This is a genomic window from Pelomonas cellulosilytica (assembly GCF_021353265.1).
Taxonomy (GTDB): domain Bacteria; phylum Pseudomonadota; class Gammaproteobacteria; order Burkholderiales; family Burkholderiaceae_C; genus Pelomonas; species Pelomonas cellulosilytica.
Map to the genome: position 1 here is coordinate 777,469 of NZ_JAJTWU010000002.1, position 24,259 is coordinate 801,727.

19 protein-coding genes and 3 pseudogenes are annotated in these 24,259 nt (G+C 65.1%); 16 read left to right on the forward strand and 6 right to left on the reverse strand.

Annotation, left to right across the window (positions count from 1 at the left end; all coding sequences use genetic code 11):
• Window positions 1-7: 7 nt before the first annotated feature.
• The 12 genes from LXT13_RS07375 to LXT13_RS28430 all read left to right on the forward strand — a co-directional run bounded on the left by LXT13_RS07375 (window position 8) and on the right by LXT13_RS28430 (window position 11,023).
• Complete coding sequence (locus LXT13_RS07375; protein ID WP_233371175.1) at window positions 8-1,246, forward strand: type II secretion system F family protein; 1,239 nt, start codon at window positions 8-10, stop codon at window positions 1,244-1,246.
• The gene (locus LXT13_RS07380) at window positions 1,243-2,922 is read left to right on the forward strand and encodes a GspE/PulE family protein (RefSeq protein WP_233371176.1); all 1,680 of its coding nucleotides are present in this window, start codon (window positions 1,243-1,245) and stop codon (window positions 2,920-2,922) included. The genes LXT13_RS07375 and LXT13_RS07380 overlap by 4 nt, the downstream gene beginning before the upstream one ends.
• On the forward strand, window positions 2,909-4,261 hold the full coding sequence (locus LXT13_RS07385) for a hypothetical protein (protein WP_233371177.1): 1,353 nt from the start codon (window positions 2,909-2,911) through the stop codon (window positions 4,259-4,261). Before LXT13_RS07380 ends, LXT13_RS07385 begins: the two co-directional genes overlap by 14 nt.
• Window positions 4,249-4,833, forward strand: coding sequence for a hypothetical protein (locus LXT13_RS07390; protein WP_233371178.1), 585 nt, complete (start codon window positions 4,249-4,251; stop codon window positions 4,831-4,833). Before LXT13_RS07385 ends, LXT13_RS07390 begins: the two co-directional genes overlap by 13 nt.
• A 209-nt stretch (window positions 4,834-5,042) precedes the next feature.
• Entirely contained in the window at window positions 5,043-5,360 is a 318-nt protein-coding gene (locus tag LXT13_RS07395; protein ID WP_233371179.1) for a hypothetical protein, read from the forward strand.
• 34 nt (window positions 5,361-5,394) lie between these two features.
• Window positions 5,395-7,638, forward strand: a complete 2,244-nt coding sequence (locus LXT13_RS07400) for a secretin N-terminal domain-containing protein (protein WP_233371180.1) — start codon at window positions 5,395-5,397, stop codon at window positions 7,636-7,638.
• Window positions 7,635-8,120, forward strand: a complete 486-nt coding sequence (locus LXT13_RS07405) for a type II secretion system protein (protein WP_233371181.1) — start codon at window positions 7,635-7,637, stop codon at window positions 8,118-8,120. The genes LXT13_RS07400 and LXT13_RS07405 overlap by 4 nt, the downstream gene beginning before the upstream one ends.
• Window positions 8,114-8,506: a type II secretion system protein gene (locus LXT13_RS07410; protein WP_233371182.1), complete on the forward strand. Its 393-nt coding sequence runs from the start codon at window positions 8,114-8,116 to the stop codon at window positions 8,504-8,506. Before LXT13_RS07405 ends, LXT13_RS07410 begins: the two co-directional genes overlap by 7 nt.
• A gap of 40 nt (window positions 8,507-8,546) precedes the next feature.
• The gene (locus LXT13_RS07415) at window positions 8,547-9,053 is read left to right on the forward strand and encodes a type II secretion system protein (protein ID WP_233371183.1); all 507 of its coding nucleotides are present in this window, start codon (window positions 8,547-8,549) and stop codon (window positions 9,051-9,053) included.
• Between the two features lie 47 nt (window positions 9,054-9,100).
• Window positions 9,101-9,970 carry a rhodanese-like domain-containing protein gene (locus tag LXT13_RS07420; protein ID WP_233371220.1) on the forward strand — a complete coding sequence of 290 codons (870 nt, stop codon included), beginning with the start codon at window positions 9,101-9,103 and terminating at the stop codon, window positions 9,968-9,970.
• Window positions 9,970-10,833 (forward strand): transglutaminase-like domain-containing protein, encoded by an 864-nt coding sequence (locus LXT13_RS07425; RefSeq protein ID WP_233371184.1) that lies wholly within the window; start codon window positions 9,970-9,972, stop codon window positions 10,831-10,833. Before LXT13_RS07420 ends, LXT13_RS07425 begins: the two co-directional genes overlap by 1 nt.
• Window positions 10,834-10,900: 67 nt before the next feature.
• Complete coding sequence (locus LXT13_RS28430; RefSeq protein ID WP_255719296.1) at window positions 10,901-11,023, forward strand: hypothetical protein; 123 nt, start codon at window positions 10,901-10,903, stop codon at window positions 11,021-11,023.
• A gap of 380 nt (window positions 11,024-11,403) precedes the next feature.
• Here LXT13_RS28430 and LXT13_RS07430 read toward each other — a convergent pair.
• Both LXT13_RS07430 and LXT13_RS07435 read right to left on the reverse strand, forming a co-directional pair.
• A pseudogene (locus LXT13_RS07430) lies at window positions 11,404-12,579 on the reverse strand (IS91 family transposase).
• Between the two features lie 10 nt (window positions 12,580-12,589).
• Window positions 12,590-13,416 (reverse strand): annotated as a pseudogene (locus LXT13_RS07435) (tyrosine-type recombinase/integrase).
• 425 nt (window positions 13,417-13,841) lie between these two features.
• On the opposite strand from LXT13_RS07435, the gene LXT13_RS07440 reads away from it, so the two are divergent.
• Window positions 13,842-17,738 carry a hypothetical protein gene (locus LXT13_RS07440; RefSeq protein WP_233371185.1) on the forward strand — a complete coding sequence of 1,299 codons (3,897 nt, stop codon included), beginning with the start codon at window positions 13,842-13,844 and terminating at the stop codon, window positions 17,736-17,738.
• A 53-nt stretch (window positions 17,739-17,791) separates the two neighbouring features.
• On the opposite strand, the gene LXT13_RS07445 is transcribed toward LXT13_RS07440, so the two are convergent.
• Window positions 17,792-19,204, reverse strand: coding sequence for a CHASE2 domain-containing protein (locus LXT13_RS07445; RefSeq protein WP_233371186.1), 1,413 nt, complete (start codon window positions 19,202-19,204; stop codon window positions 17,792-17,794).
• A 1,437-nt stretch (window positions 19,205-20,641) separates the two neighbouring features.
• On the opposite strand from LXT13_RS07445, the pseudogene LXT13_RS07450 reads away from it, so the two are divergent.
• A pseudogene (locus LXT13_RS07450) lies at window positions 20,642-20,779 on the forward strand (IS110 family transposase); the annotation flags it as partial.
• Window positions 20,780-21,052: 273 nt separating this feature from the next.
• Complete coding sequence (locus LXT13_RS07455; protein ID WP_233371187.1) at window positions 21,053-21,304, forward strand: hypothetical protein; 252 nt, start codon at window positions 21,053-21,055, stop codon at window positions 21,302-21,304.
• Between the two features lie 298 nt (window positions 21,305-21,602).
• Here the strand turns inward: LXT13_RS07455 and LXT13_RS07460 are convergent, their stop codons facing one another.
• From LXT13_RS07460 to LXT13_RS07470, 3 genes are read right to left on the reverse strand one after another with little or no spacing between them, the layout of a single operon-like run.
• Window positions 21,603-22,685 carry a FecR family protein gene (locus tag LXT13_RS07460; protein WP_233371188.1) on the reverse strand — a complete coding sequence of 361 codons (1,083 nt, stop codon included), beginning with the start codon at window positions 22,683-22,685 and terminating at the stop codon, window positions 21,603-21,605.
• 2 nt (window positions 22,686-22,687) lie between these two features.
• Complete coding sequence (locus LXT13_RS07465) at window positions 22,688-23,182, reverse strand: RNA polymerase sigma factor (protein ID WP_233371189.1); 495 nt, start codon at window positions 23,180-23,182, stop codon at window positions 22,688-22,690.
• Window positions 23,183-23,187: 5 nt separating this feature from the next.
• On the reverse strand, window positions 23,188-23,781 hold the full coding sequence (locus tag LXT13_RS07470) for a hypothetical protein (protein WP_233371190.1): 594 nt from the start codon (window positions 23,779-23,781) through the stop codon (window positions 23,188-23,190).
• Between the two features lie 118 nt (window positions 23,782-23,899).
• Between LXT13_RS07470 and LXT13_RS07475 the strand changes: the two genes are divergently transcribed.
• Window positions 23,900-24,166: a helix-turn-helix domain-containing protein gene (locus tag LXT13_RS07475; RefSeq protein ID WP_233371191.1), complete on the forward strand. Its 267-nt coding sequence runs from the start codon at window positions 23,900-23,902 to the stop codon at window positions 24,164-24,166.
• The last annotated feature ends 93 nt before the right edge of the window (window positions 24,167-24,259 follow it).

The following is a 24,259-nucleotide window of genomic DNA, read 5'->3' on the forward strand; positions in this document are numbered from 1 at the left end:
GTGACCTATGGACGAGGTGAAGAGCGGCGCCCTGGGCGACGCTTCGGTTAGTTCGAATACGAGGTTGCGTGTGCGCGGCCCGGACGGCCTGGAGCAACTGCTGCACATGCCGGGGCTGGATGCCGTGCAGGCCGTGCGCCGCGCCCGCACCCGGGGGCTGCAGGTTTTGTCGGTGGAAACCGCGCCCGACTCCTCCGTGCAGGCGGGCATTGCTTCCGGCAAGCCTTTCCCTCTGCTGCTGTTCACGCAGGAATTGCTGGCCTTGCTGGAAGCCGGACTCAACCTCGCGGAGGCGCTGTCAACATTGCTAGCCAAGGAACGGCAACCACTGGCCCGCCAAGTTCTCGATAGCGTGCTGAGCGCACTGCAGCAAGGCCGCAACCTGTCGGATGCGCTCGGTGGGATGCCCGAGCATTTCCCGCCCGTTTATGTCGCCACGGTGCGTGCGTCTGAACGCACGGGCGACCTGCCCCGGGCGCTGTCGCGCTACGTGGCCTACCAGCAGCATTTCGATGCGTTGAGAAAGAAGCTCGTCTCCGCGCTCATCTACCCCACGATGCTGCTGGTGGTCGGCGGCTTTGTGACCTTGTTCCTGCTGGGCTATGTCGTGCCGCGCTTTTCGGTGGTGTACGAGGCGTCCGGCAAGGAGATTCCGTGGCTGTCGTCGGTGATGCTGGCGTTTGGCAAGGTGCTGTACCACCACTGGCAGGCTGGCCTGGCATTGCTTGTGGCGCTGGTGGTTGCCACCGTGTGGGCGGTGCGCCGCCCTGGCAGCCGCGCCTGGCTCTTGGACCGGGCGCTCGGCCTGCCGGGCATTGCGCCCAAGGTGGAGGAGTTCCGGCTGGCGCGCTTTTACCGGGCGGTCGGGCTGCTGCTGGCAGCCGGCATCGCATTGCCGCGGGCGATGGGCATGGTGTCGGGGCTGTTGAGCCCCGCTCAGCAGCCGCGGCTGGCCAGCTGCCGGCAGGCCGTCGAGCGAGGCCAGTCGTTCGCATCCGCACTTGTGGCCGCCGAGCTGGCCAGCCCAGTCGCGCTGTCACTGGTCAAGGTGGGTGAGCGGTCCGGCCAGATGGCGGAGATGCTAGAGCGGGCTGCGCGCTTTGCCGACGACGAGTTCGCCCGCTGGGTGGACTGGACCTCGCGGTTGCTGGAGCCGCTGCTGATGACGCTGATCGGGGTCGTCGTCGGTACCGTGGTGGTGTTGATGTACATGCCCATCTTCGACCTCGCGAGCAGCCTGCAATGACGGCTGCGTTTGTGTTCACCGTGGCCACGGCAGGTCAGCTCGACGCAGCGCGCCGCCTGTCAGTGGAGCGCGATGTGCCGATGCTCGTCGCGCTCGCCGAGGCGGTGCTCGTGCCATTGCCGCAGTTGCTGGAACAGCTGGGCGAGCAACTGGGATGCGCCGTGTTGGGCCTGTCGGAGTTGCAGGCGCTGCAGCCGGCGTTCGACCTGGTGCCTTTTCCAGAATGCACGCAGCGCGGGCTGTTGGTGGCGCGCGGCGCCCGCGAGCTGCTTGTGCTCGGCGACCCGTTCGACGCTACCGCCGAGGACTGGGCGTTGCACCGCTGCCGGCAGGCCGGCGTGGTGCCCGAGGTGGTGCTCGCGCTGCCGTCGGACCTCCAGGCCTGCCTGATGCAGCAGGAGCGGGCACTGCGCGCGATGGACGGGTTCGAGGGCGCGCAGGCGGTGCAGGTTGACGACGACGTGGCCGCCGTCATCACGCTGGCCTCGATCAGCGACGACACCAGCCCGGTCGTGAAGCTGGTCAACTCCACCATCTACGACGCCTTGAAGTTGCAAGCCAGCGACATTCACCTGGAGTGCGATGCCAGCGGGCTGCGCGTTCTGTACCGCATTGACGGTGTGCTGGTGCAGATCACCGAGGTGCAGAGCCAGGAGATGGCCGAGCAGGCAGTATCGCGAATCAAGGTGATGGCCGAGTTGGACATCGCCGAGCGCCGCATCCCGCAGGACGGGCGTTTCAAGGTGCGGATCAACGGGCGCGAGATCGACTTCCGCGTCTCGGTCATGCCCAGCATCTTCGGAGAGGACGCGGTCCTGCGGTTGCTGGACCGCCAGTCGCTGACCGAGGAGGCCAAGGCGTTGCGGCTGGATCACCTCGGCCTGGACGCCGACGCGATCCGCGCGGTGCGCCGTCTGGCCGCCAAGCCCCACGGCATGCTGCTGGTGACCGGGCCGACCGGCTCGGGCAAGACCACCACGCTGTACGCGGCCATCACGGAAATTCACACCGGGCGCGACAAGATCGTGACCATCGAGGATCCGGTGGAGTACCGCCTGCCGCGCGTGCTGCAGATCCCGGTCAACGAGAAGAAGGGCCTGACGTTCGCGCGCGGTCTGCGCTCGATCCTGCGACACGACCCGGACAAGATCATGGTTGGCGAGATCCGTGACGACGAGACCGCGCAGATCGCCGTGCAGGCCGCACTGACGGGTCACCTGGTGTTCACCACGGTACACGCCAACAGTGTGTTTGACGTGCTGGGGCGGTTTCTGCACATGGGCGTGGATGCGTACAGCTTCGCGGCGGCTCTGAACGGCATCCTGGCGCAGAGGCTTGTGCGCATCAACTGCACGTATTGCGCGGACAGCGCCGCACCGGACGCCACCGCGCTGGCCGATGCCGGCCTGCTGCGCGAACAGGTGGCGGGCTGGACGTTCAAGGTAGGCACCGGTTGCAGCCACTGCCGCGGTGCAGGTTTCAAGGGCCGCAAGGCGGTGACCGAGGTGTTGGTACTGGACGATGAACTGCGCGAGATGATCGCGGCGCAAGCCCCCGTGACGGCCTTGCGGGCTCTCGCGCGTCAGCGCGGCATGCGCCCGCTGCGCGATGCGGCGATGCAACTGGTGGCGCGTGGAGAAACGACGTTGGAGGAGGTGGAGCGTGTCACGGGCTGAGCCGCGCCGGCCCGCCGCGTCCTTGGTGCTCGTCGTGCAGGCGCATCAGGTGACTTTCGGTGTGCGCGATGTGCGTTCCGGCGGCTGGGCTCAACTAGGCGGCGAGCCGATGCCGCCGGCCGGGCTTCCTCGCCTTGTCAACCTGGGCACGGCGCTCGCCGCAGTGGCGCAGCGCTTGCGGGAGGGTGGTGCCGCAGTGGGCGAGGTGCGTGCCGTGGTGTCCGACACCTGGCTGGCCACCGTAGCGATCCCGTGGGCTCACGAGTTGCTGCAGACCCGGCAGGCTTTCGCATACGCCACGCAGTTGATGGACGAGGCCGGCTTCGAGGACGCCGCCGGGGATGCGATGCGGATTGACGATGCGCCCTATGGCCTGCCGCGCATTGCCGTGTCCTACCCGAGGGCCTTACTGGCTGCGCTCGACGCCTGTGCCCAGGCAATGAGCTGTCGTGTCACGTCTGTGCTGCCGTTGTCGCAGGCGCTGTGGCGCGCCGGGCGTGGCGGCAGACCGGTCGCCCTGCGCACCGACGATGAGGTGATCCTGGTGACCGGCACCACCCGGTTGGAGGCCGTGACCACGCGCATGCGGCCGGATGACCGACCGCTGGACCGCACGGACTTAGACCGCTTGTGGGCGCGGCAGATGCTGCGTGCACCGCTGGAGGCAGGCACCAAGCCGAGACTGCTGGACCTTGGCCCCGCAGGCCATGTGGTTCCGGTGCTGTCCGGCTCGTGGGAGCCGCTGCTTCTCGTTCGAGATGGCGTTGAAGCGCCCGTGCTGCTGGACGTCACCGTGCAGGCGCAACGGCAGCGTGGCGATGCGCTGGACGCCGTACCTGCCTCGCTGCGCCCCGGCGGCGCCGCGGTCGCTGTGCTGGCGACGCTGGCTGCGTTTGCGATGGTGCTCGCTTGGAGCGCATGGCAGTCGCAACAGGAGGCCATGCAACTTGCGCGACAGGCCGAGCAACGCAGCCGCCCTCCGGCGCCACGGCCTGCGCCGCGCACGTTGGACAAGGAGAAACTCCTGCGGCAGCAGGCCATCGACGCCGCCGCGCAGCAACTGGACGCGCCGTTCCATGCCCTGTTGAAGGCATTGCAGCCCGCGCGCGACATCCAGGTGGCTGTGCTCGGCGTCGATTTCACGGCGGCTGGGGGCAACGGCAGCGGCCGCATGGTATTGATGGCCGAGGCCGCCAGCGCCCTCGACATGACGCGCTATGTCAGCTTCATCGACGGCCGCCGGCCGCTGGGCGAGGCTTACATGACGCACCACGAGCAAGTGCCGGTAGCCGGCGGCACGGGCTATCGCTTCACGCTGGAAGTTGCATGGTCGAAGTGACGGGCATGCGACGCCGCGTGCAGCCCTTGCGCTGGGTGGTCGCACGGCAGTGGCGACGATGGCTGCAGCGTCGCGGCTGGTTCAGCGCGCTGGCGCCATTCGTGCTCGTTTGGCTGCTGATGGCCGCGGCATGGCAGCAATGGCAGGCGCAGCAGGTAGACGCCAGGCGCGTGCAGTTGCAACAGCTGCCGCCCACCCTCGCGCCGCCGCCGCCTCTGGCGGCAGACGTGCGGGCGGAGCGCTTTGAGGCGCTCCTGCCCCCGCGCGCCGACCTCCCGCAGCGCGTGCAGGCGCTCCTCGACGCCGCACAGGCCGTCGGTCTGGTGGCGGCGAAAGCCGACTACCAGGCGCAGCCCGATACTGTTGCCGGCGTGGTGCGCTACCGCGTCACGATGCCGCTGCGCGGCCAGGGAGCGCAGGTGCTCGTGTTCGTGCAGCAGGCGCTGGCGGCCGACCCGGCACTCGCGCTGGAAGGATTGCAGATCAAGCGCGAGTCGGCCGCGTCAACCGACGTCGAAACCACCGTTCGGTGGGTGCTGTTCTCGCGTCTGTCGGTTATGGGGAACCCTTGATGAAGCGTATGCGTCGGCGCGCGGGCCTGGCTGTGGCGCTGGGCGCCACACTCGCCGCTACGGGCGCCGCCTGGTGGCGCGATGGCGGCCGCGAGGCGGCTGCCGCCATGTCGCCGACGGCGGTGGCCTTGCCGGCCCGCGCGCCACGAGCCGCGTCACGCCCGCCAGCGAATGTGCCCCCGTCGGTGACGGCCGGCGATTCCGATGCGTTGACGCTGTTCGACCCCGCGCCGTGGTCATCCGCGCCGGCCGTACAGGCTCCGACCCAGACTGCTGCCGCCCAGCAGGTCGCGACCGTCGAGGTGCCGGCCGGCCCGCCGCCGCTGCCGTTCCGGCCGCTGGGGCGTTTCGACGACAACCAGGGGCCTGTGGTCTTCCTGATCCATGGCGACCAGAACCTTGTCGTGCGCAAGGGCGAGCGCTTCGCGGACGGTTACCGACTGGAAGAAATCAACGGCACGGTGGTGAGCATCCGCCACCTGGCCACAGGACAGTTACAGACACTCGATTTGGGAAGCGGCTCATGAGCCCGGTACAGCAAGGGAATCGAAGGTGAAGACGATGTGGAGCCGGATCGGGCGGGTCGAGTGGGCGCTGGTCGTGGTCCTGGCGCTGGCCGGATGCGCTGGGCAGCAGGTCTTCCGCGAGGGCCGGGGCTTGGCCGCCGAGGGCAAGCCTGAGGCGGCTCTGGCCAAGATGGGCGAGGCTGTCCGACTGGAGCCCACCAATGCCGAGTACCGCATCGCGCTGGCGACGCTTCGCACCTCAACGGTCAACGAGTTGCTGCACAAGGCGGAAGCCGCTCGCCGCGACGCCCGCTTCAGCGACGCGGAAAAGATCTACACCCGGGTGCTGGCGCTTGAACCCGACAATGAGGCCGCCACGCGCGGTGTCGCCACGCTGGTGCGTGATCGCCGCCACCAGCAGTGGATGGCCGATGCCGAGCCACTGCTGAAGACGCCCGCCGGTCAAGCCGAGGCGCTGGAGCGCGTTCGACAGGTGCTGCTGGAGAACCCGCAGCAGCGCCAGGCGCAGTACCTGAAGGCCCGCATCGACGAAGAGCAGCGCAAAGCCGCTCGACCCGAGGCGCGGCTGGGCGAGGCGTACCGCCGGCCGGTGTCGCTGGAGTTCCGTGACGCGCCGCTGAAGTCCATCCTAGAGGTGATCGCCAAGGTCGCGGAACTCAACTTCTTCTACGACCGTGACGTCCGGCCCGACCTGCGCGCCACCGTTGTGGCCAAAAAGACGACCGTGGAAGACGCGCTGCGGCTGCTGCTGGTCACCAATCAGCTGGAGTTCAAGGTGCTCAACGACAACTCACTCCTGATCTACCAGAACACGCCGCAGAAGCTCAAGGAGTACCAGGAGCTGGCTGTGCGCAGCTTCTTTCTGGCCAATGCCGATGCCAAGGCCGTAGGCAACACGTTGAAGTCCATCGTCAAGACTCGCGACCTGGTGGTGGACGAGCGACTCAACGTTATCGTGATGCGCGACACGCCCGAGGCGGTGCGCTTGGCCGAGCGCATCGTGGCGCTGCAGGATCTCGGCGATGCCGAGGTGATGCTGGAAGTGGAGATCCTGGAGGTCAAGCGCTCGCGGTTGCTGGAACTGGGCATCCAGTGGCCAGGCCAGCTGTCGCTGACGCCTTTGGTCGCCGATGGCGCCGCCCTGACGCTTAGCCAGCTCTCCGATCTGCGCGCCAACAACATCCGCGCCACGGTAGGCAGCGTGGTCGCCAATGCCCGCAAGGAAGACCAGGACGGCAACATCTTGGCCAACCCGCGCATTCGTGTCCGCAACAAGGACAAGGCCAAGATCCAGATCGGCGACCGCGTGCCGGTTATCACGACGACGTCCACCTCCACGGGCTTCGTCTCGGAGTCGGTCAACTACGTTGATGTTGGCCTCAAGCTGGAGGTGGAGCCCAACATCCATCTCGACCAGGAGGTGGCGATCAAGGTCAACCTGGAGGTGTCCAACCTTGTGCGAGAGATCGTCAGTAAGTCTGGCACGTTGTCCTACCAGATCGGCCAGCGCGCGGCCAACACCGTGCTGCAACTGCGTGACGGCGAGACGCAGGTGTTGGCCGGCCTTATCAGCAACGAAGACCGCGTGACGGCCAGCAAGGTGCCCGCGCTGGGTGACCTGCCTATTGCAGGCCGGCTGTTTGGCAGTGGCAAGACGGACGGCCAGCGCAGCGAGATCCTGCTGTCCATCACACCCCACATCCTGAGGTCGGTGCAGCGGCCCGACCTGCTCGCCGCGGAAATCGACTCTGGCACCGAAGGCAGCGTGGGCGCGCCGGCGCTGCGGCTGTCCGCAGCGCCCGAGCCGGCCGCGTCGGCTGCTATGCAGACGCCGGTGCCACGCACGGCCGTGGTGGCCGCGCCGAAGGCCCTGGCCCTCAGCTGGTCCGGGCCGGTGCAAGTGAAGGCGGGAGAGCAGTTCAGCGTCGCGCTCAAATTGGGCACGGACAGTGCCCTCAAGGGCGCGCCCGTCCTCATCGGCTTCGACCCGCAGATCTTGCAGGTGGTGTCGGTCGCGGAGGGCGACTACTTCCGGCAGGCCGGTGGGCGGTCTACCTTCACCCACCGCATCGATGCGGCCCAAGGACGCGTGTTCGCCGCCGGCGTACGCGAGGGCGAGGCGGGCATCAATGGTACGGGGGCGATACTGACGCTGGTTGTCCGCGCGCTGAAACCGGCGCCAGCCGCGGCGATAACACTCTTGTCAGCCACGCCGGAGCCTGCGGCCAGCCTCGCCACAGCGTTGCCGCTGCAGCACTCCGTCAAGATCGAACCATGAGAACACAGCGCCGCGCGAACCGCGGCTTCACCTTCATCGAGCTGATCGTGACGCTGGCCATCATGGGTGTGCTTGCGCTCGTCTCGGTGCCCATGGCTCAGCTCAGTTATCAGCGTCAGCGCGAGCATGAGTTGCGCCTGGCGCTCATCGAGATTCGCACCGCGATCGACGACTACAAACGAGCTTCCGAGCAGGGCCGTATTGCGCAGAAGCTGGGCGACTCCGGCTATCCCCCGTCGCTCACCGTGCTGGTCGACGGCGTGGAGGATCAGCGCAGCCCTGTCAGGCGCAAGATTTTTTTCCTGCGCCGGGTGCCTCGCGATCCAATGGCCCTTGAAGACGGTACCGATGCCGCGGCCTCGTGGGGGCTACGCAGCTACGCTTCCCCGGCCGATACCCCGCAGGCAGGCGACGACGTCTACGACGTGTATTCCCGTTCCGACGCAAAGGGGCTGAACGGCGTGGCATATCGGTCATGGTGAAGCTGCCGCTTCGCAGCGCTAGACGCGGCTTCACGCTGGTGGAACTGTTAGTAGTGCTCGCAATCACCGCGCTGCTCCTTACCATCGCGTTGCCGCGCTACTTCGGCGCGATCGACAAGTCGCGCTACACAGTGCTCAAGGAGAATCTGCGCGCGATCCGCAGCAGCATCGACAAGTTCTATGCCGACCGCGGCGCCTACCCTGAGTCGCTTGACGAGCTCGTTGAGGGCCGCTACCTATCCATGGTGCCCTGGGACCCCATCGCGGACTCCGACCGGCAATGGATACTGGTACCACCACCCGGCGACGAGCGCGGTCGCGTGGCGGATGTGAAGAGCGGCGCGGCCGGCACCGGCCCAGACGGCAAGCCCTATGAATCGCTATGAGCTCCGACGGCGACGGAGCCGTGGCTATACCTACCTTTGGTTGCTGCTGCTCGTCGCGCTGATGGCGGTAGGGTTGACGCGCGTGGTTGACGTGCAGTCACAGGCGGTGCGGCGCGACAAGGAGGCGGAGCTGCTTTTCATCGGCATGCAGTTCAGCCAGGCACTGGACAGTTATTCGCGCGGCGGCCCTGTCGCGGATCGACGGGAGTACCCGGCCACGCTGGACGACTTGCTGGTCGACCGGCGAGGCGGTGGGCTGCGGCGGCACCTCCGCAAGCGCTTCACCGATCCGATGACCGGCAATGACCAATGGGGGCTGGTGATGGCGGGCGGGCGTATTGTGGCTGTCCATTCTCTGTCCGAGCAGCGGCCGCTTAAGCAGGATCACTTTGAGCCCGCCCAAGCTGGCCTGGCGAGCAAGTCGCGCTATGCAGAATGGCTGTTCGGGCGCGATCCGGCAGCGTTGACGGCGGAGCCCGGCCAGCTCGTTCATCCGCCCCAGGTATCGGCCTCACAGCCAGAGCGCGCGGCTTCTTCGATGTTTTGATGCAAGACGGGATGTGGAGCATGAGATGGACGTGGCGGTTGAGCTTCGTGGCGTTGGCGACAACGCTGGGGACGGTGTTTGCGGCAAGCAAGCCGCCGGCCGGCGTGGAGGACTTCCAGCCTGCGGCGGCCATGTGCCGCATCGACGACCTGCGCTCCGATGCTGCCGGCAACGCAGCAGGTGTGGCCGATGCGGTGGCGGACGTCGGCTGCCTTCTGGCGCCCGCGCAGGTGGCGGCGCTGCAGGAGAAGGGCAACCCGGTCGTGGCCGACCTCCGGGGCGCTGATGCGTATGCAGTCTCCCATCTGCCCGACGCCATCCTGCTAAGTCCCGTTGAGTTGCGCACGAAGCCGTACTGGAAAGACCGCACCGTGGTGCTGGTGGGCTCCGGCAAGGGGGAGCGGCAGCAGTTGCAGTTGTGTAGCGCCTTGCGCGCCGGCGGTCATGCGAATGTGTATGTGTTGCGGGGTGGCATGGCCGCGTGGGGGCGGGATGCGCGCCCCGAAGCCGGCCGGCCAGCTGACCTGGACAGCCGGGCTTGGTTAACCGCAGGAGAACTGTTCATCGAAACGCAGGATCCGGCCGCGCTGCTGCTGGTGCCGCCCTCGCAGTCGGCTGTTCGGACCGTCCTGGGTGCCGGGCAGCCGCTTGATGACGAGGTGGCCGACGTGCAGCGCGCGGAAGTTGTCGTGCGCAAGGCGCTCAAGGCGGTTCGCACGGCGCCGGCACGTGTTGTCCTGGTGGCGCCGCGCTCGTGGTCGGGCGCCGATCTGGATGCCCTGGCCAGGAAGCTGTTGCCGTTGCCGTTGCTGGCTTATCGGGACGGAGCATCTGCAGTCGATGAATTCGTGCGTGGACACCGTGCAGGCCTCGTCGCGCTGGCGCGGGGGCCAAAAGTCCCCAGATGCGGGTTGTGATGCAGGACAGTCTGACGCGCCGGGCGCTGCTTGCCACAGCGGTCGGCCTGCCCATCTGCCTGCATGCAGAGGAGAGGGGCGCTGTTGAAGCCCAAAGGCTGCGTGTGCGTTTCTCTCTTGGCTTCGTGAATCCGCGTGAGACCGAATTGGCGCATCAACGGATCTGGTGCTATTTACCCGCCTCCTTGTTACCCGCGCAGCAACTCGCTCACGTTACTGCACGGCCTTCGATGGCGCTGCACAGGGACCACGTTGGGCACAACTATGCTTCGGTCGAGATCGCGACAGTACCGGCGCATGGCCGCGTGTACATCGCGTTCGACGCGCAGGTGCAGATGGCCAATGTGGGCGAGCCAGTTGCCGCACCAGCTGACTGGCTGACGCCGGAGCGTTTCATCGAGTCCGACCATCCAGACATCATGGCCCTGGCGCGCGGGCTGCGCCAGCTCTCCGAGCACGCCACCGTGGAGGCGATTTTCGACTGGGTGGCGACGGAGGTGTCCTATGCAGGCTACCTCGCAGATGACCGTGGCGCCTTGTATGCGCTGACTGAGCGTCGCGGCGACTGCACCGAGCAGGCCGACCTAGTCGTGGCGCTGGCCCGTGCATGCAGCATTCCGGCGCGCATGGCCGGCGGATACGTCGTTGAGCGGGACACAGTCCTGAACGCGGTGGACTATCACAACTGGGCCGAAGTCGGCCTGGACGGGAATTGGCACATCGTCGATGCCAACCGCCGCGAGCTGTTTCCCTCGACGTGCCGTTACCTGCGATTCCGTCTCTACCGTGACGTCCCTACCAATCCGCTGGGGTTCGCGCATCGGCATGCAGTCGAGGGAGCGCTGCAGGCGATCGAGAGTTAATCTTACTGGGCCACAATAATATTTAAGTTAGGTCGCAGCACACACGGACCAGCGATTTACCACGCCAGTGAAGAAAGGGTTCAAGCAGTTCATGGGCGTGGAGCATGGCGGGCGGTCCTTCATGAGCCGCACGGTTGACGATGCCAACGACCGCTTGGTGGCGGGTGAGTTCCCCCTCAGCAACAGCTGACTGCTTCTGTTTAGGTTTGTCCGACACCTGCGCGACGCGCTGAACAGGTCGACGCGCCAAGCCAACGTGAGGGCAGGTGTTGGATAAACCTCGGGGGAGGAAACCGCGGCGCATGTGGCAACGGTTGTCGAGGCATCGTTGCTATGGCGATTCGGCGTTGAGGCCGCGCCGACGCAGCGCAGTTGCGCGCATGTCGATGGCCGCGAATGACGCGAAGGCGCTGTCCGAGCCGGCGCAATGGCCTCCTGCACGCCGTGGTGCATGGCTCGCCCGCGTCGTTGCACCCGGGTAGCCACCAGACGACACAAGCTCACCCCGCACCGGATTGCGATGAACAAGGGCCGGTACTTGCTGGTGCCGAGTCTTCGTGCCTTTGCTCATCATGGGGGTGCCTGGATCGCAGGCCGCTCACGCAAGACGATCTCGACGATGAGCAATGGCCGCCCGCAGTGCCGGCAGACAAAGGCCGGTGCTCGCACCGCCGGTTCGCCGTTGGGCACCTCGACCTTGGCCTGCAGCGCGGTGCGCGCCAATGCCAGGCAGTCACGCCGATGCCCATTGGCCAGCAGGCCGTAGTGCCGGATTCGGTGGAAGCCCGCGGGCAGCACATGCAGCAGGAACCGGCGCATGAACTCCGGCGGCGACAGCGTCATCGTCTTGTGGCGCACCTTCCCGTGGGCATCACCCTTGGCGCGGTAGTCCTTCCAGCGGAAGGTCACGCCGTTTGCATCCGCCGCGACCAGGCGGCTGTTGGAGATGGCCACGCGGTGCGTGTAGCGCGATAGATAAGCCAGCACCGCCTGTGGCCCGGCAAACGGCGGCTTGGCATAGACCACCCACTCACACCGGCGCATCGGCGCCAGCCAGTCGGCGAAGGCCTTGGCGTCCTGCAGTGCCACGTGTTCGCCGAAGAACTGCAGCCGCCCCGCGCAATGCAGTTGCTGAAGCCCTTCGAGGAAGCGCCGCCGGAACAGCCGTGAGAGCACGCGCACGGGCAGGAAGAACCCCGGCCGGCAAGCCACCCAAGTCTTGCCGTCAGCTGAGAGCCCGCCGCCCGGCACGATGCCGTGCACATGCGGGTGATGCGTCAGCGCCGAGCCCCAGGTGTGCAGCACCAGCGTGGCGCCGATGCGCGCGCCCAGATGCTTGGCGTCAGCCGCGATGACCTGCAGCACCTCGGCGGCCATGTCGAACAGCAGGCCATAGATCTCGGCCTTGTTCTGATACGCGAGGTCCGCGATGGGGGCCGGCAGCGTGAAGACCACGTGGAAATACTCGACCGGCAGCAGGTCGGACTGCCGGGCGTCGAGCCAGCGCTGCGCCGCGTTGCTCTAGCACTTCGGGCAGTGCCGGTTGCGGCAGGAGTTGTAGCTGACCTGGTCGGTGCCGCAGCCTTCGCAGCGCAAGACGTGACCACCGAGCGCCGCGCTGCGGCACTGCTCGATGGCCGACATGACCTTGAGCTGGCCCCCGCTCAGGCGGCCGCGCTGGGCCGCTCGCCAGGCAGGACCATGCGTGCGGAAGATGTCGGCGACCTCCAGGGTGGGCCGCTCCACGGCGGTAGCCTCACGAGGTGAGCAACTTCTCCAGCGGGCTGATCACCTCGCGCAGCAAATCGGTGGCGACGTGGGCATAGATGCTGGTCGTCTCCAGCCTGGCGTGACCGAGCAAGACCTGGATCACGCGGATGTCGACTCGCTGCTCCAGCAGGTGAGTCGCAAATGAGTGCCGAAGCGTGTGCATGGACACGCGCTTGTCGATCTTGGCCGCATCGGCGGCGGCGTGGATGGCGCGGTTGAGCCGACGGGTGCTCAGCGGCTCCATCGGATCCATGCCCGGGAACAGCCAGCCGTTGCGCAGGATCTTGCCCTGGGCGTGGCCCACGCGCCACCACACGCGCAGCCGCTCCAGCAGGATGGGCGGCAGCATGGCGTAGCGGTCCTTGCGGCCCTTGCCTTGCTCCACGCGCAACGTCATGCGCTGGCTGTCGATGTCGCCGACCTTCAGCGAGATCACCTCGCTGGCGCGCAGCCCGGTGCCGTAGGCCAGCGACAGCGCCGTCTGGTGCTTGAGGTTCCAGGCCGCGGCGATCAGACGGGAGACCTCTTCGCGGCTGAGCACCACCGGCAGCGTGCGCGGCACGTGCACGGGCTGCATCTTGAGCATCAGCTCGGGGCGCGACAGTGTGATGTCGAAGAAGAACTTGAGCCCGGTGATGGTCGCGTTGAGCGTGATGGGGGAGACGCCGCTGTCGACCAGGTGCAGTTGGAAGTTGCGCAGGTCTTCTGCCGAGGTGGTATCAGGCGAGCGCTGCAGGTAGGCGGCTTGCGCATGCGCATGTCGTCGAGCATGCGCTGACGCAGCGGGGAGGCTGATTGAGTCGTCGAGTCCATGGTTGCTGCTCCGTCGATGAGCGAGGCGGATTGCCTCGCCCGTCAACTTCGCAGAAACCGCCCTGCAGCGAACCATCACACCGTGGCCGGAGTGGCTACCGCGTGAGCGGCTTAGTCCATTGCTGCAAACCGGCCCCCGACAGCTTTTGTTTTTACTCGGCCTCCCGCCAGCGTCAAATTCGAGTGAATTGACAGTCTTTCGAAATCGCCTGGTGCCTTGGCAAAATCTGACACTCTTCATCTATGCGAGCAGTTTGCGGGTCAGAAACAGCATGGGACCATGGCCATATGCATGCGATGTATCTGGCTGGGCATGACAACGATGTCAAGGTGGATATCTCCACTCGGGAAAAGCCCGTATTGCTTCTCGAAACAGGTCGGGAAACTCTGAGCCGGCATTGCCACGGTCACAGGGATCACAAAAAATGGCAGACAAGAAGCCCGCCTCAGTCAGCGGCCGCTTGCGGCCGGAGAGCGTTCAAACGCTCATGAACGCTACCGCTGCTGCGCTTAGTAAGGTGGCTGACCTTCCACCTAACCTGGAGGTCACTGGAGCGCTCCCCGACGCCCTACTGAAGAAGTTCGAGGAGGTTTTTGAATCAGCGGAGCAGCAGGGCGTCGCCAAGGCAGAGCCCGCCAACGGGACTCAACCTGCTGATGAAACCGTTGACTCGCCGCGCCGGGACGACAAAGCCGATGAGGTCAGGCTGGGCATCAAGCGAACAGCGCTCGGTGAAAGACTGGTCAGACGGCGGCGTGAGGGGCGGGAGCACTGGGAGCTAGGGCTATGGGCCCGATGGCTATGTGTTCTGTCGGTGGCCTCGAAATATCCAACCAAATGGGAAGAGAAGCTCATAGACCTGGACGCGCCGACCTTTGCAAGTCGCGTTGTTTACGACCCCAGTCCCAAGGAAGGCGCGGGTGCAGGCCGTGTGCATGGGGAGCAGGAGCTAAGCGGTTCTTCGATTGGAAGACTGCTCGGAGACGTGTTTCGCCTCACGTCGGCCCCAAGGAGCGTTGAGGCTATTGGGGATTTGGGGGCCATCGAGCACCTGCGCCATTGGTTCAATGCGCTGCTTATCCGTGATGGACGCCCCCTCTCCGTCGATGACATCGCAGAGCGGCGTGCGTACCTGGGAGCCAACCCAGCCAAAGCGTTGGCGCGTTTCGAGGAGTGGCTGATTCATGGAGTTTGCTCGCCCGCTTTCACTGAGGAGGACGACGCGGAGCTGACGCCTCCTCCCTCGCGAAAGGCAGGAAGGCAAGTACCGGAGAACCTGTGCCAGAAGGTCGCAGATGATGTTCAGGCGGGCCCGAATTCAGCCCCAGTCGTGAACGTGGTTTGCGGCAATGCGCTTGAGGAGCGCCGCCAGTTGGTCGGGAAGGTAGTAGACGTTTTGACAGCACAGCCGACAGAGGAGGGGAAGGAAGTCGAAAAGCCTTGGGTCTTCTATTTCGACTTGCGCGGCGCCGATGGAAGCTTATTGGCGCCGGCCGAGGTGCTGGCGAGGCTAGCCAAGATTTACGCGATCGAGTTCGATGCCGCAGTGTTGGGGTCGTCTGACCGCGTCTTCCGCGACACCATGATGGCCGTCAGGCGGGCCTGCACCATTCATCCGACGCTGATCGTGCTTGATGGGCTCGACGAGACGAGTGGCCGACACGTGCCGCTCCAGAACCTGATGCGTGGTCGACGCTGGGATGAGTTCATTCGCGTGCTGTGTCAGCCAGACTGGCATTGGGCCCATCAGTTTGGCTTGGAGCGGGTTCGTACTGCTCGGTTCCTCGTTACCTCGTCGGAGCCGTTGTCAGGTATCAAGGGTTGGGGTGGGGAGGTCCACTACCTGCCGGACGTCGCGCGCTACCGACCGGCCAATGTGGTCGCAGCGCCGTGGTTTGAGATGGCGCAGCCCCTGACGACGAAGGGCACGCAGCGGCAGGCCTTGCTGCACCTTGTGATGATGGCGTTCGTTGCCGCGTCACCTGATGGCATTAGCTACGGCGCTATGTACCGCGGCGTTGGCTATTGGCTGGACCTTCTCGGACGCATCGAGCATAAGCCGTCGACAGAAGACCTCCGGTCTCTCACTAGCAAACGGCACCTGGCAAATCTCGCTGAGCAGCGCAACTTGCAGCTCTTCTGGAGCTTCACATGCGATGAGATTCACGGAGCCCTTGATGAGCCGCTCCCATGGGTCACCGACTTGCGCATGCGGTACGAATGGCAGGCGAGTGCCTCCAAGGCCGACCTTCCAGACGGCAGTGACGTCAACGTGAAGCTGTTGTTCAAGTCTGAAGCCCAACGTACGCGGTTCCTGAGAACCATCATGTGCGACTGGAACCCAACGAACAATCCGAACGGCGCAAAGAAGCCTGAAGGAGGTTGGGCGGGTGGAGTGGCTTTAGGGGACCAGCTGTACCGTATGGTCAACTTGGCCATTGCCATCGAGTCGTTGGCTCAAGCAACGAGCCAGCTCAGGAGTCCGGACAGCCGGGATGCGCTGAAGCTCTCGGGCGTTCGTCGCCTTGTTCAGACGGTTTATCACCTTCGCGCGGCTGGTGACATTGAGATCAAAGCTGACGGTGAAGGGGAGTACGCGGCATACCTTTCCATCCCCAAGTCGGCAGGCAAACGCTTCCGATATGCGTACGCTTTTCTCTATCGACGCTGCATCGAAGGCTCGACTGACTTCCGGCTCACGCGCACCCATGGTCGCTCCGACCTGAGAATGCCATTGCTGGCCCTGTTTCTGGTTGATGACGTTCGCAAGCTTGAAGCCTGGTGGCCAGGCCACGAGCCAGGCAGCGACTATTTTCTTAAGGCGCTCGACGAAGGCATCCGGCGCTGGGAAAAGATGGGTGAAACGGCGGTGCCCTTGGTCAAACGGATTGGCGACTTGGATGCTGACAAAGAGCCGGACGGTCGCGAGCTGGTGGCGGACGTTGTGCTGAACCTCGCCGTCGCGGCCGTTGATGCCGGGGACAAGGACGTGGCGGAGTGGGCGCTCAGGCGCATTGATGCCGTAGACAAGCCCTTCAAGGAGGCGTCGTCGGCGCTGTTCGCCCATCGGTCCGCGCTTATCGACCGAGACATCGTCAGCGACGCCTGGAGCAGCGTTGTGGCTTGGGAGGCCTCGCTTGGTGGGGCCTACGCGAAGCTGAGGTTCGACTACCTCGACCTAGAGGGGGAGACTGACGCCGCGACATCACACGTTGAACATTCGCTCATTCGTCTGCGAGTCCCAGCGGACTATCTGACAACGGTTTCTGGCAAGGTCAAGAAGCTCTGCGCCGGGCTCACGGATGCCGATGAAGCGTACAAGGGTGAGCCCTACTCTGTTCGCGAACTCGAGAGTCGTCTGGACAAGGTGCTGAAGGACATCCTTGTGGCGGGGCACAGTGATCGCGTCCGGTTGGTCATCTCGGAAATGCTCTGCCGTTATGCCGACATCTTGGCCACCAAGGCTGACAACCTTGCTCGGGAATCTGCCGTGCGCAAGGATCGATTGGAGCAGTTGCTGGAGGCCTTTGCCCATTTCTACATAGCTGATCGCGTGCGAAGCCACGTCTCCGGAAAAAGTGGATTTGGGACTGCCTGGGCATCGGTGTCGGGCAAACCGAGCCGCGTGTACACCCGCACCTGTTTGTCCATCGCGCGGTGCGTTGTCGAAATCGACGATGTCGACCCCGATGAGACAAAGCCCAAGCGAAAGCCGGCGTCGGCCGAACGAAGAGCCAGCCTCTATTCCAGCGCCGAGAAGTGGGTGCAGCATGCTGCGAATCGCGTGGATGTCTACGTCCGCCACCTGGGCGCCCATAGGCGGGAGTCCATCCACGGGTCGCTACTTATGGCGGCAGTGGTTCGAACGTGGGTGACCGTTGCCGCCAAAGGCGTGGCGAGGCGAGATGCGTGGGACCCGCAGGCCCCGCAGCTTGAACATGCACTGTCCTATCTGCTGGATGCCGACCGAGTTCTCAACGACATGGGCGCACCGCAAACCACGGAACTCAGAGTACGCATAGAACGGGTGTGCTGGCTGATCGGTCGTTACAACGAGCTCGCAGCCCGACTGCGGGAGAACCCGAGGGTGGGTGGCCGAGGCAACAAGAAGCCCTCAGAGCCCTTGAAGCAGCAGAAGGAACGGCAGCTGTCGACATTGGGGCAGCTCATCGCGCTAGACCTCCGAGGCGCCTGGCGCCTCGGCGGGGATTCGGGCTTCTACAAACCCCTCATCCGCAGACAGCAGATGCGTTGGAACAAAGCCATTGGCGTCGATTTGCTTACCGGAACCGACCTCGCAACTGCTGCTCTTACGGCCTGACGCTCGATGCCGTGCTCGTCGCAGACGCTGGAGCACGGCATCCGCCGTGAACTTCAAGAAGCCGAGTGGGCGGCCGTCGTGTGTGTCCGGCTCATCAGGTTGTGCGTGCGGCGATGCAGCATCTTCTCCAACGAGGGATGAAGCAACAGCGACGCAGCTACCAAGAAAAAGTCTAGCCAGAACACACGCAGGCTGTAGACAGCCAGCGCGCACGCGGCAATCGTGACGGCAATCAACCAGAAGAGCGCCCTGAATTGCGACCTGGTCGCGTTGCCAGTTGACCAAGACGAGCGCGAGCGCTTCAGCCAGATGGCAGCGCCGATCAACGCTGCGGACAGCGTCAAGTCGATGCCGAAGCGCGCGGTGTGGCTGAACTCCCAGACGGGCTCTGCGGCCAACGTGTAGGCGTTGGATGCATGCACAACCATGCCGGGCGAACCAGAAGGTTCCGTCGGAATGTCGAAGCTGTCGTACCCAGACGTGGGTCGGAGGTCGCCAACGATAACGATGCGGCCGACGATGCGCTCTCGGTGAGCCAGCAGGTCCTTTGCCTTGGTGATGCGGATGGGCGCTTCCTTCAACTGGCCCACGAGAGAGTGATTCGTCAGCACTTCGCCGACAAGCAGCTGCTTCTTGTTCATTTGTGTCAGCACTACCCGCTCTCTAAAACGCCGGCGCAACCCTTGCTCATCTTCCTGCGACAGCGGCTCCTCACCGTGTGCCGAGGCCAGCTTGGCGCCGAGGGACGGCAGCTTGTCAGCGACACCCGGTGCCTGGGTCCACGCAGGCGTACGCTCGAGTCCGGTCGGCGGCAGCCACATGCCGCCTGCCAGGCTGGCGAACTCGGGCAGTCCGAGCCACGCTGCGCGCGGCTCGCGCAAGGAACGGAACACGCCCAGAGCAATCGGCGTGGCCTGCTTCAGCTTGAGGCAGTACTTGAAGAACTCAGGATCCGAGTCGTCTACCCAGCCGTCAATGGTGGGGGAGAAGTCGATGTCGACACCGATGCTGTACGGACGCATCTGCGCCAGGGTGGTGAGGATGTCCTGGAGCTCAACCCTGGAGGTGGGCCTCAGTTTGCCGTCCTCGAGGCTCTCGCCACCGCGAATTCTCGAGATGTCAATCAGCACGACATCGGTACCGCCGCGCCGGTATTCCGGAAGGACCCGCGAGAGCAACCGATAGGTGTATTGCTCGGCGGCTTCTCCCCACGGCGTGTGCTCGAAGGCCACCTTCAGCGAGATCATTGCCACCGTGATAACGATGCCAAGCATCAGGTGTCGCAGCTCTGCGGACCAGGGCTTGTGCGTCGGTCGACGCCCGACATGAGCCTGCGGTGTAGCTCGTTGAGCCGTGCTGGCAGACGATGGCGGCGTGGTGGCCGACGGCGTGGTCAGCGGTGTTTGCGCCGCTTGGTTGCGGTCGGCGTTTCCAGGTACTCCCTGCTTCTTCCTACGCATCTTCATTCTTCACTCCTTGGATGGAGAAGACGGACATGGATTCAGTTACGGTCTTGCTTCGGGGATAGACCGCAAGTTATTGCCATTGAGCTGCTGCAGACAGTGCTGATACAGACACTGGAACGAGGCGCTGATGCAGCACAGGCGGCGGAGTTGAAGGAACGAACCAAGGTCGCCGAGCGGACGTTCTGAGTCGCGGTTGCGGTCCGACCAAGGGCAGTCGTCGTGGCCGCACTGTCCAACGCCGCTACGCGGGTGGACACCGACACCGTTCCTAGTTGGACTCTTGACGCAGAAGGCGAGCTTGCTGCGGCGACGGGACCCTCTGATGCGGGTCCGGCTGCCGCAAGACTTTTGCTGGTGTAGCGCGAGGCCGCGTCGATTGGCCGCCGTTCAGCTGGTGTCGCCTTTGCCGTCAGGGTGGCCTCAAGCGAAGCAGGCGCCGATGCGCCTGCCACTAACGGTGCAGCGAGGGGAGTTGGGCCGACGTCGGCTGAGCCGTGCGTCGGCCCTTCGACAGGTATGTCGGGGCCGCCGGCTACGCGGCCGCCCTCCCATTGTTGATTTTCCGGGGATTGCTGCGGCACGGCCGGCACTCGATAGGTCGATGCTCCGCCGTTGATGGGCAGAATTTTGACGCCGGCCGTACCGCGAAAACCGATGACAACTTTTCCACCGGTAAGGCAGCGAATCTCTGTTCCAACGGCCAAGGCCTGGCCCGTGACCAGCCTTTGCCAAGCCGCAGCCTCCGTAGGTCGCTGATGGCACACGCCTACGACGTCTTCTGCGATAGTTGCGGATTCAGTCTCCTGGGACAGGCCACAGATGGCCGCGCTGAGGATCGCAATGCCCAGAGCGCTCCGCACGAGCACGGTTAGCAAGGTCGTCTTCATACTGCCGCTCCTCATGTTGCTCGGAAAAGGCTTGGCGCTTGAGTCGGCTCCGAGCGGGTCCAGACAGCGCGCTTAATGAGACTTCTGCTTGATTCGACTCTGGCAGCGCTAAACCATCTGGCCGCATATGCCGGTTGGGGCGTTGTTCCACCCGCTGCCGTCGGCCCGGCGTCAGGAATCGGCGCCATCCCGCAAGCTAGGGGGCAACCCTTAGGGTTGAGGGCGGGAAATCTCCAGTCAGTTGGAGACTTGTCTCAGGCGTGTGGAGAGCGGGGCGCGTGTGCCTCTGATGGCAAGGGTTGGGTGTGTCTGCTGTGCGTGACGCTCATGCTTGGCTGCATCGGTCCATAGGTAATTTGGAGGCCGTCTCCCAGCGAAGTGCATCGTTGCGCTCGGGCCCCAAGGTGGGTCTCGGTAGGCCTTGTCGCTGTATGACGACGCGTCGCATGCGGTTGAAACGTAATAGTCTGGTGACGGCCGTTGTTGACGCGCTCACTCGCGGGCGTTCAAGCGGGCATTGATCTCGTCAATGTCGAAGGCCTGGGGATCAGACAGCATCAGCCGATGGGCTGTGTCATCGGCCGAGCGACGAGGCTACTGGCGGGCGGTCGTGGCCATTGCAGCCAAGAACGCGCGCATGGCCTGGGCGGTGCTGCGACGAGGCGAGGCGTTTGCACTGCCGGCATAGCCGCGGCACCCATCGAACCACTGAAACCGGGAAGGTGCGAGGTCGGCGATTGGCGCCGAAGCCGCCGCCAGGTGCGCTCGCTTATCGTCCGCCAGGGACATCAGGCCGGCCCGATAGTTCTCCATCTGCTCGTTTGGCCCAAGCCTCAGCAGCCGAAGGAACGCATTGAGGTCCGCCGACATCGCTGCAACCTTGTCAGTCGAAGCCCGCAACGCCGTGACAGCGGCCGAATGGTCGGCGGGCCGGGGTGGAGCGGGCGCACCATCCAACAGCGTGCAGACGTACCGCCCTTGGGACACGTCGGCTGCACGGGCACGGCTGGCCAGTGCTGCAGCGTGCACGGATGAAACGCGCAGCGTCAGCTTCGTCACCTTGCCGGCCTCCGGCTTGATGCAGCTCAACTCAGCACGGCCGGCGTCCTCGTCGTCGAGCATGCGCACGATGGCGCGCCTCACCAGCGCCACCGTTGACCTGCTGCTGGAACGCGCGCCTCTCAAGACTCGTACGCAGGCCTCGCAGGTCTAGGGTGACGCGGTCGCGGCGACGATCGCGCGCGCCTGCAGCCCTCCCAGCGCAATCAACAGCCGCGCGACGGCCGGCACAGCTGAGGCCGGACAGCACCTTCGCGGAGGGCTTGTAAGCTCCCGCGTCGAGCAGCAGATCCAGTTGCCGCCTGCTGGACAGATGCGTGGATCTGAGCATGACGGCTATCGTGCCCATCCGTTGGCAGCATGGATAGTCTGATGCAGTGGAAAGCTCGAGGTTTCGAAACGTCCCAGGGGCTCTCCCGGCGAACATCGGTGTCTCGCGCCGTCCCAGGGAGCTAACGATCCGTTTCAACTTCCTTGGGTATGGGTGCGGTCTCCGAGGGACCGGGCGTCAGCTCAAACCCGTGATCGCGCTGTTTGACGACCAAATCGAACAGGGTCGCGACAGCCTGCGCGAAGGCCTTGTTGTCACCCGTCCGGAAAGATCCACTGACGCGCAGCGGGCTCATCGCCGCCGGGTCGGCGAGTGTGATCTGCACCTTGTTGTAGCGGTTGAGGTCAGCGATGGCCTCGGGCAGCGGAGTGTTGTCGAAGATGGCGACGCCACGTTGCCAGGCCAGGACCTGGTCGAGCTTGGGGCGGTCCAGTCGTGCTTGCGCGGGTGACTGGCGCAGCTTGCTGGACGGCCGGTCCACACGCAGCCGGTCGCCCGGCGCCATGACGATTGGGGTGCTGAGTGCGCTCTCTGCGCCGCCCTCGTTGCGCTGCACGATCACTTGTCCCTCCAGCAGCGTCACCCCGAAGACCGCACTCGCCTCCTGCTGCGGCGGCGTGGATCGAACCAGGAAGGCCGTTCCCGTGGCGACCACCTGGGCGTCGGCTACGCCCACGACGAACGGCCGGCTGGCGTCTTTCGCCACCTCGAACAACGCCTCACCCTGCTTGACTGTCACGGCACGCTTAGCCTTCGTCAGCTGCACGCGAACCTCGGTCGACGTGTTCAGCGTCATGCGGCTGCCGTCGGCCAGGACGATCAATCGCTGCTCACCCACACCGGTGCCGTAGGTGTCACCCGGCCATTGCATCACGGCAAACACCGCTGCGAGGCACAGCGTCGCGAGTGCCAGTGCCATGCGGCCAGGCCTGCCGACGAGAGAGCCGGTATGAGCCGGTTCGGCGACGGCTGCTTGAATCCGCGCCCGGCTCACGCCTCCCACCTCTTGCCAGGTATCCGTGCAGCGCTCGAAGGCCTGACGGTGCGCGGCAGACCGGGCTTGCCAGGCAAGGCAGTCACGCTGCATCGCGCGGGATCGATGCGGACCGTGCAGGAGGGCTAGCCAGACGGCGGCTTCCGCCGCGATGGCCTGGGTGACGAGCGGCTCGCGGGCTCCCTCGGCGGGAGCTTCAGGCGGTTGCACGTCTACCAGCCTTCCATCCAAGTCGTGAGGCGCAAGGTGGCTTTGGCAACGTGAGCGTGGACCGTGGAGACGTTGAGGCCATAGAGCTTGGCGATCTCCGTGTAGGGCAGGCCGTCGAGGCGACTGGCAAGGAAGACGTCCCGGGTCTTGGCGGGCAGACGGCCCAGGCACACCTCCAGGCGAGCCGTGCGCTCCCGGGCCAGCACAACCGCTTCTGTCGATGGCGCCGCGTCGATCAGCACTTCATGCTCTGCCAAGACATGCTCGCCATGGCTCACGTTCAAGCGATGGGCATCGATGGACAGGTTCAGCGCCGTGCGCATCAGAAACGCCTCCGGCTGGTCGACCGGCTGGCGCTCATCCTCATAGCAGGCCATGCGCATCCACGCTTCTTGCACGAAGTCGTCCGCCTCGTGCTCGGTTCGCCCTCGACGACACAAGGCCCCGCGCACACGCGCAAAGACTTCCTGCCAGTTCCTAACAAGCCGGGCTGACATGGCAGTCAGGCCGCGCGAACCAGCACGCGGGGCACCGCGCTGAGGCCATACGGCGCCGGCTTGGCGCGCTCCCAATAGTCGGCCAGCAGATCCCTGTTCGCTCGCTGGAATGCCTGCGCGAGGAAGTCGGCAGCCGCCGCGTGATCAGCAAACGGGCCGTGCTTCCTCGCCGCACGCGACACGCGTTCCTGCAGGCGCTGCGCGGCCGTGTCGGTCCAGCGAATGGCCTGGCGCATGCGATAGCTGACGGCGCCGGACTCGACAAGCTCGGCCACGGTGCGCTCGCAGAGCTTGGGGTGCCGGGCCTTCATGGCCGCGACAAGGCTCTCGTCCGCGTCCACCGCATGAACCCGCTCCAACCCGCGGTCATGAAGGTCGCCAGCGATGCGCTGGGACGTCTCAGGACCTTCCTCGCGCCAGGCTCCGAACACCTGGAACTGACCATCCGTGAAGAGGCCAAGAGCCCAGTGCCATTCGGCGGTGGTGAGAACCCCATCGATCAGCGTCGGAAGCTTGAGCTGGCCGAACTGCACAACTGTGTAGCGGCAGCAGAGGGTGCTGCCGAACCAGTAGGCGGAATCCCAGAAGAAGTAGTTCATGGCTCGCTCCAAACGATGTTGACTCCACGCGCGCAGCCGCCTCACAAGCAAGACGTTCTAAACAATATGTGAAGCAAACTCCGTAGATGCAAATCTAGCACATCGTCACGCTGGCGGTATGCCTGCGAAACCCAAGCCACCGGATGAACTTCCGTCCGCCGACGATGTTCGAGGGGTGCTTGCGTACAACGTCCGCTTGCTGCGCGTGGAGAAGGGCTGGTCCCAGGAGGACCTAGCGATGGAATGCGAGCTTGACCGCACATACGTATCTGCCGTGGAGCGGTCCCGCTGGAACGTGTCGCTCGGCAACATTCAGCGGCTGGCATTGGCGCTGGGCACGCAACCTTGGCTTCTTCTCAGGCCACCGGAAGAAATTGATCGTTAAGACGTCTTACGGCAGCAGCGGTAGCCATGCTGTTCCTGTCACACCTCTGGGCAGCTCGGTTACCGGGGCCGCCCCTGCATAGAGGGCTTGCCG

Coding starts and splice junctions, on each gene's coding strand:
- LXT13_RS07375 (WP_233371175.1), top strand. CDS start 8: ATGGACGAGGTGAAGAGCGGCGCCCTGGGCGACGCTTCGGTTAGTTCG.
- LXT13_RS07380 (WP_233371176.1), top strand. CDS start 1,243: ATGACGGCTGCGTTTGTGTTCACCGTGGCCACGGCAGGTCAGCTCGAC.
- LXT13_RS07390 (WP_233371178.1), top strand. CDS start 4,249: ATGGTCGAAGTGACGGGCATGCGACGCCGCGTGCAGCCCTTGCGCTGG.
- LXT13_RS07400 (WP_233371180.1), top strand. CDS start 5,395: ATGTGGAGCCGGATCGGGCGGGTCGAGTGGGCGCTGGTCGTGGTCCTG.
- LXT13_RS07405 (WP_233371181.1), top strand. CDS start 7,635: ATGAGAACACAGCGCCGCGCGAACCGCGGCTTCACCTTCATCGAGCTG.
- LXT13_RS07410 (WP_233371182.1), top strand. CDS start 8,114: ATGGTGAAGCTGCCGCTTCGCAGCGCTAGACGCGGCTTCACGCTGGTG.
- LXT13_RS07425 (WP_233371184.1), top strand. CDS start 9,970: ATGCAGGACAGTCTGACGCGCCGGGCGCTGCTTGCCACAGCGGTCGGC.
- LXT13_RS07440 (WP_233371185.1), top strand. CDS start 13,842: ATGGCAGACAAGAAGCCCGCCTCAGTCAGCGGCCGCTTGCGGCCGGAG.
- LXT13_RS07445 (WP_233371186.1), bottom strand. CDS start 19,204: ATGAAGATGCGTAGGAAGAAGCAGGGAGTACCTGGAAACGCCGACCGC.
- LXT13_RS07465 (WP_233371189.1), bottom strand. CDS start 23,182: ATGTCAGCCCGGCTTGTTAGGAACTGGCAGGAAGTCTTTGCGCGTGTG.
- LXT13_RS07470 (WP_233371190.1), bottom strand. CDS start 23,781: ATGAACTACTTCTTCTGGGATTCCGCCTACTGGTTCGGCAGCACCCTC.
- LXT13_RS07475 (WP_233371191.1), top strand. CDS start 23,900: ATGCCTGCGAAACCCAAGCCACCGGATGAACTTCCGTCCGCCGACGAT.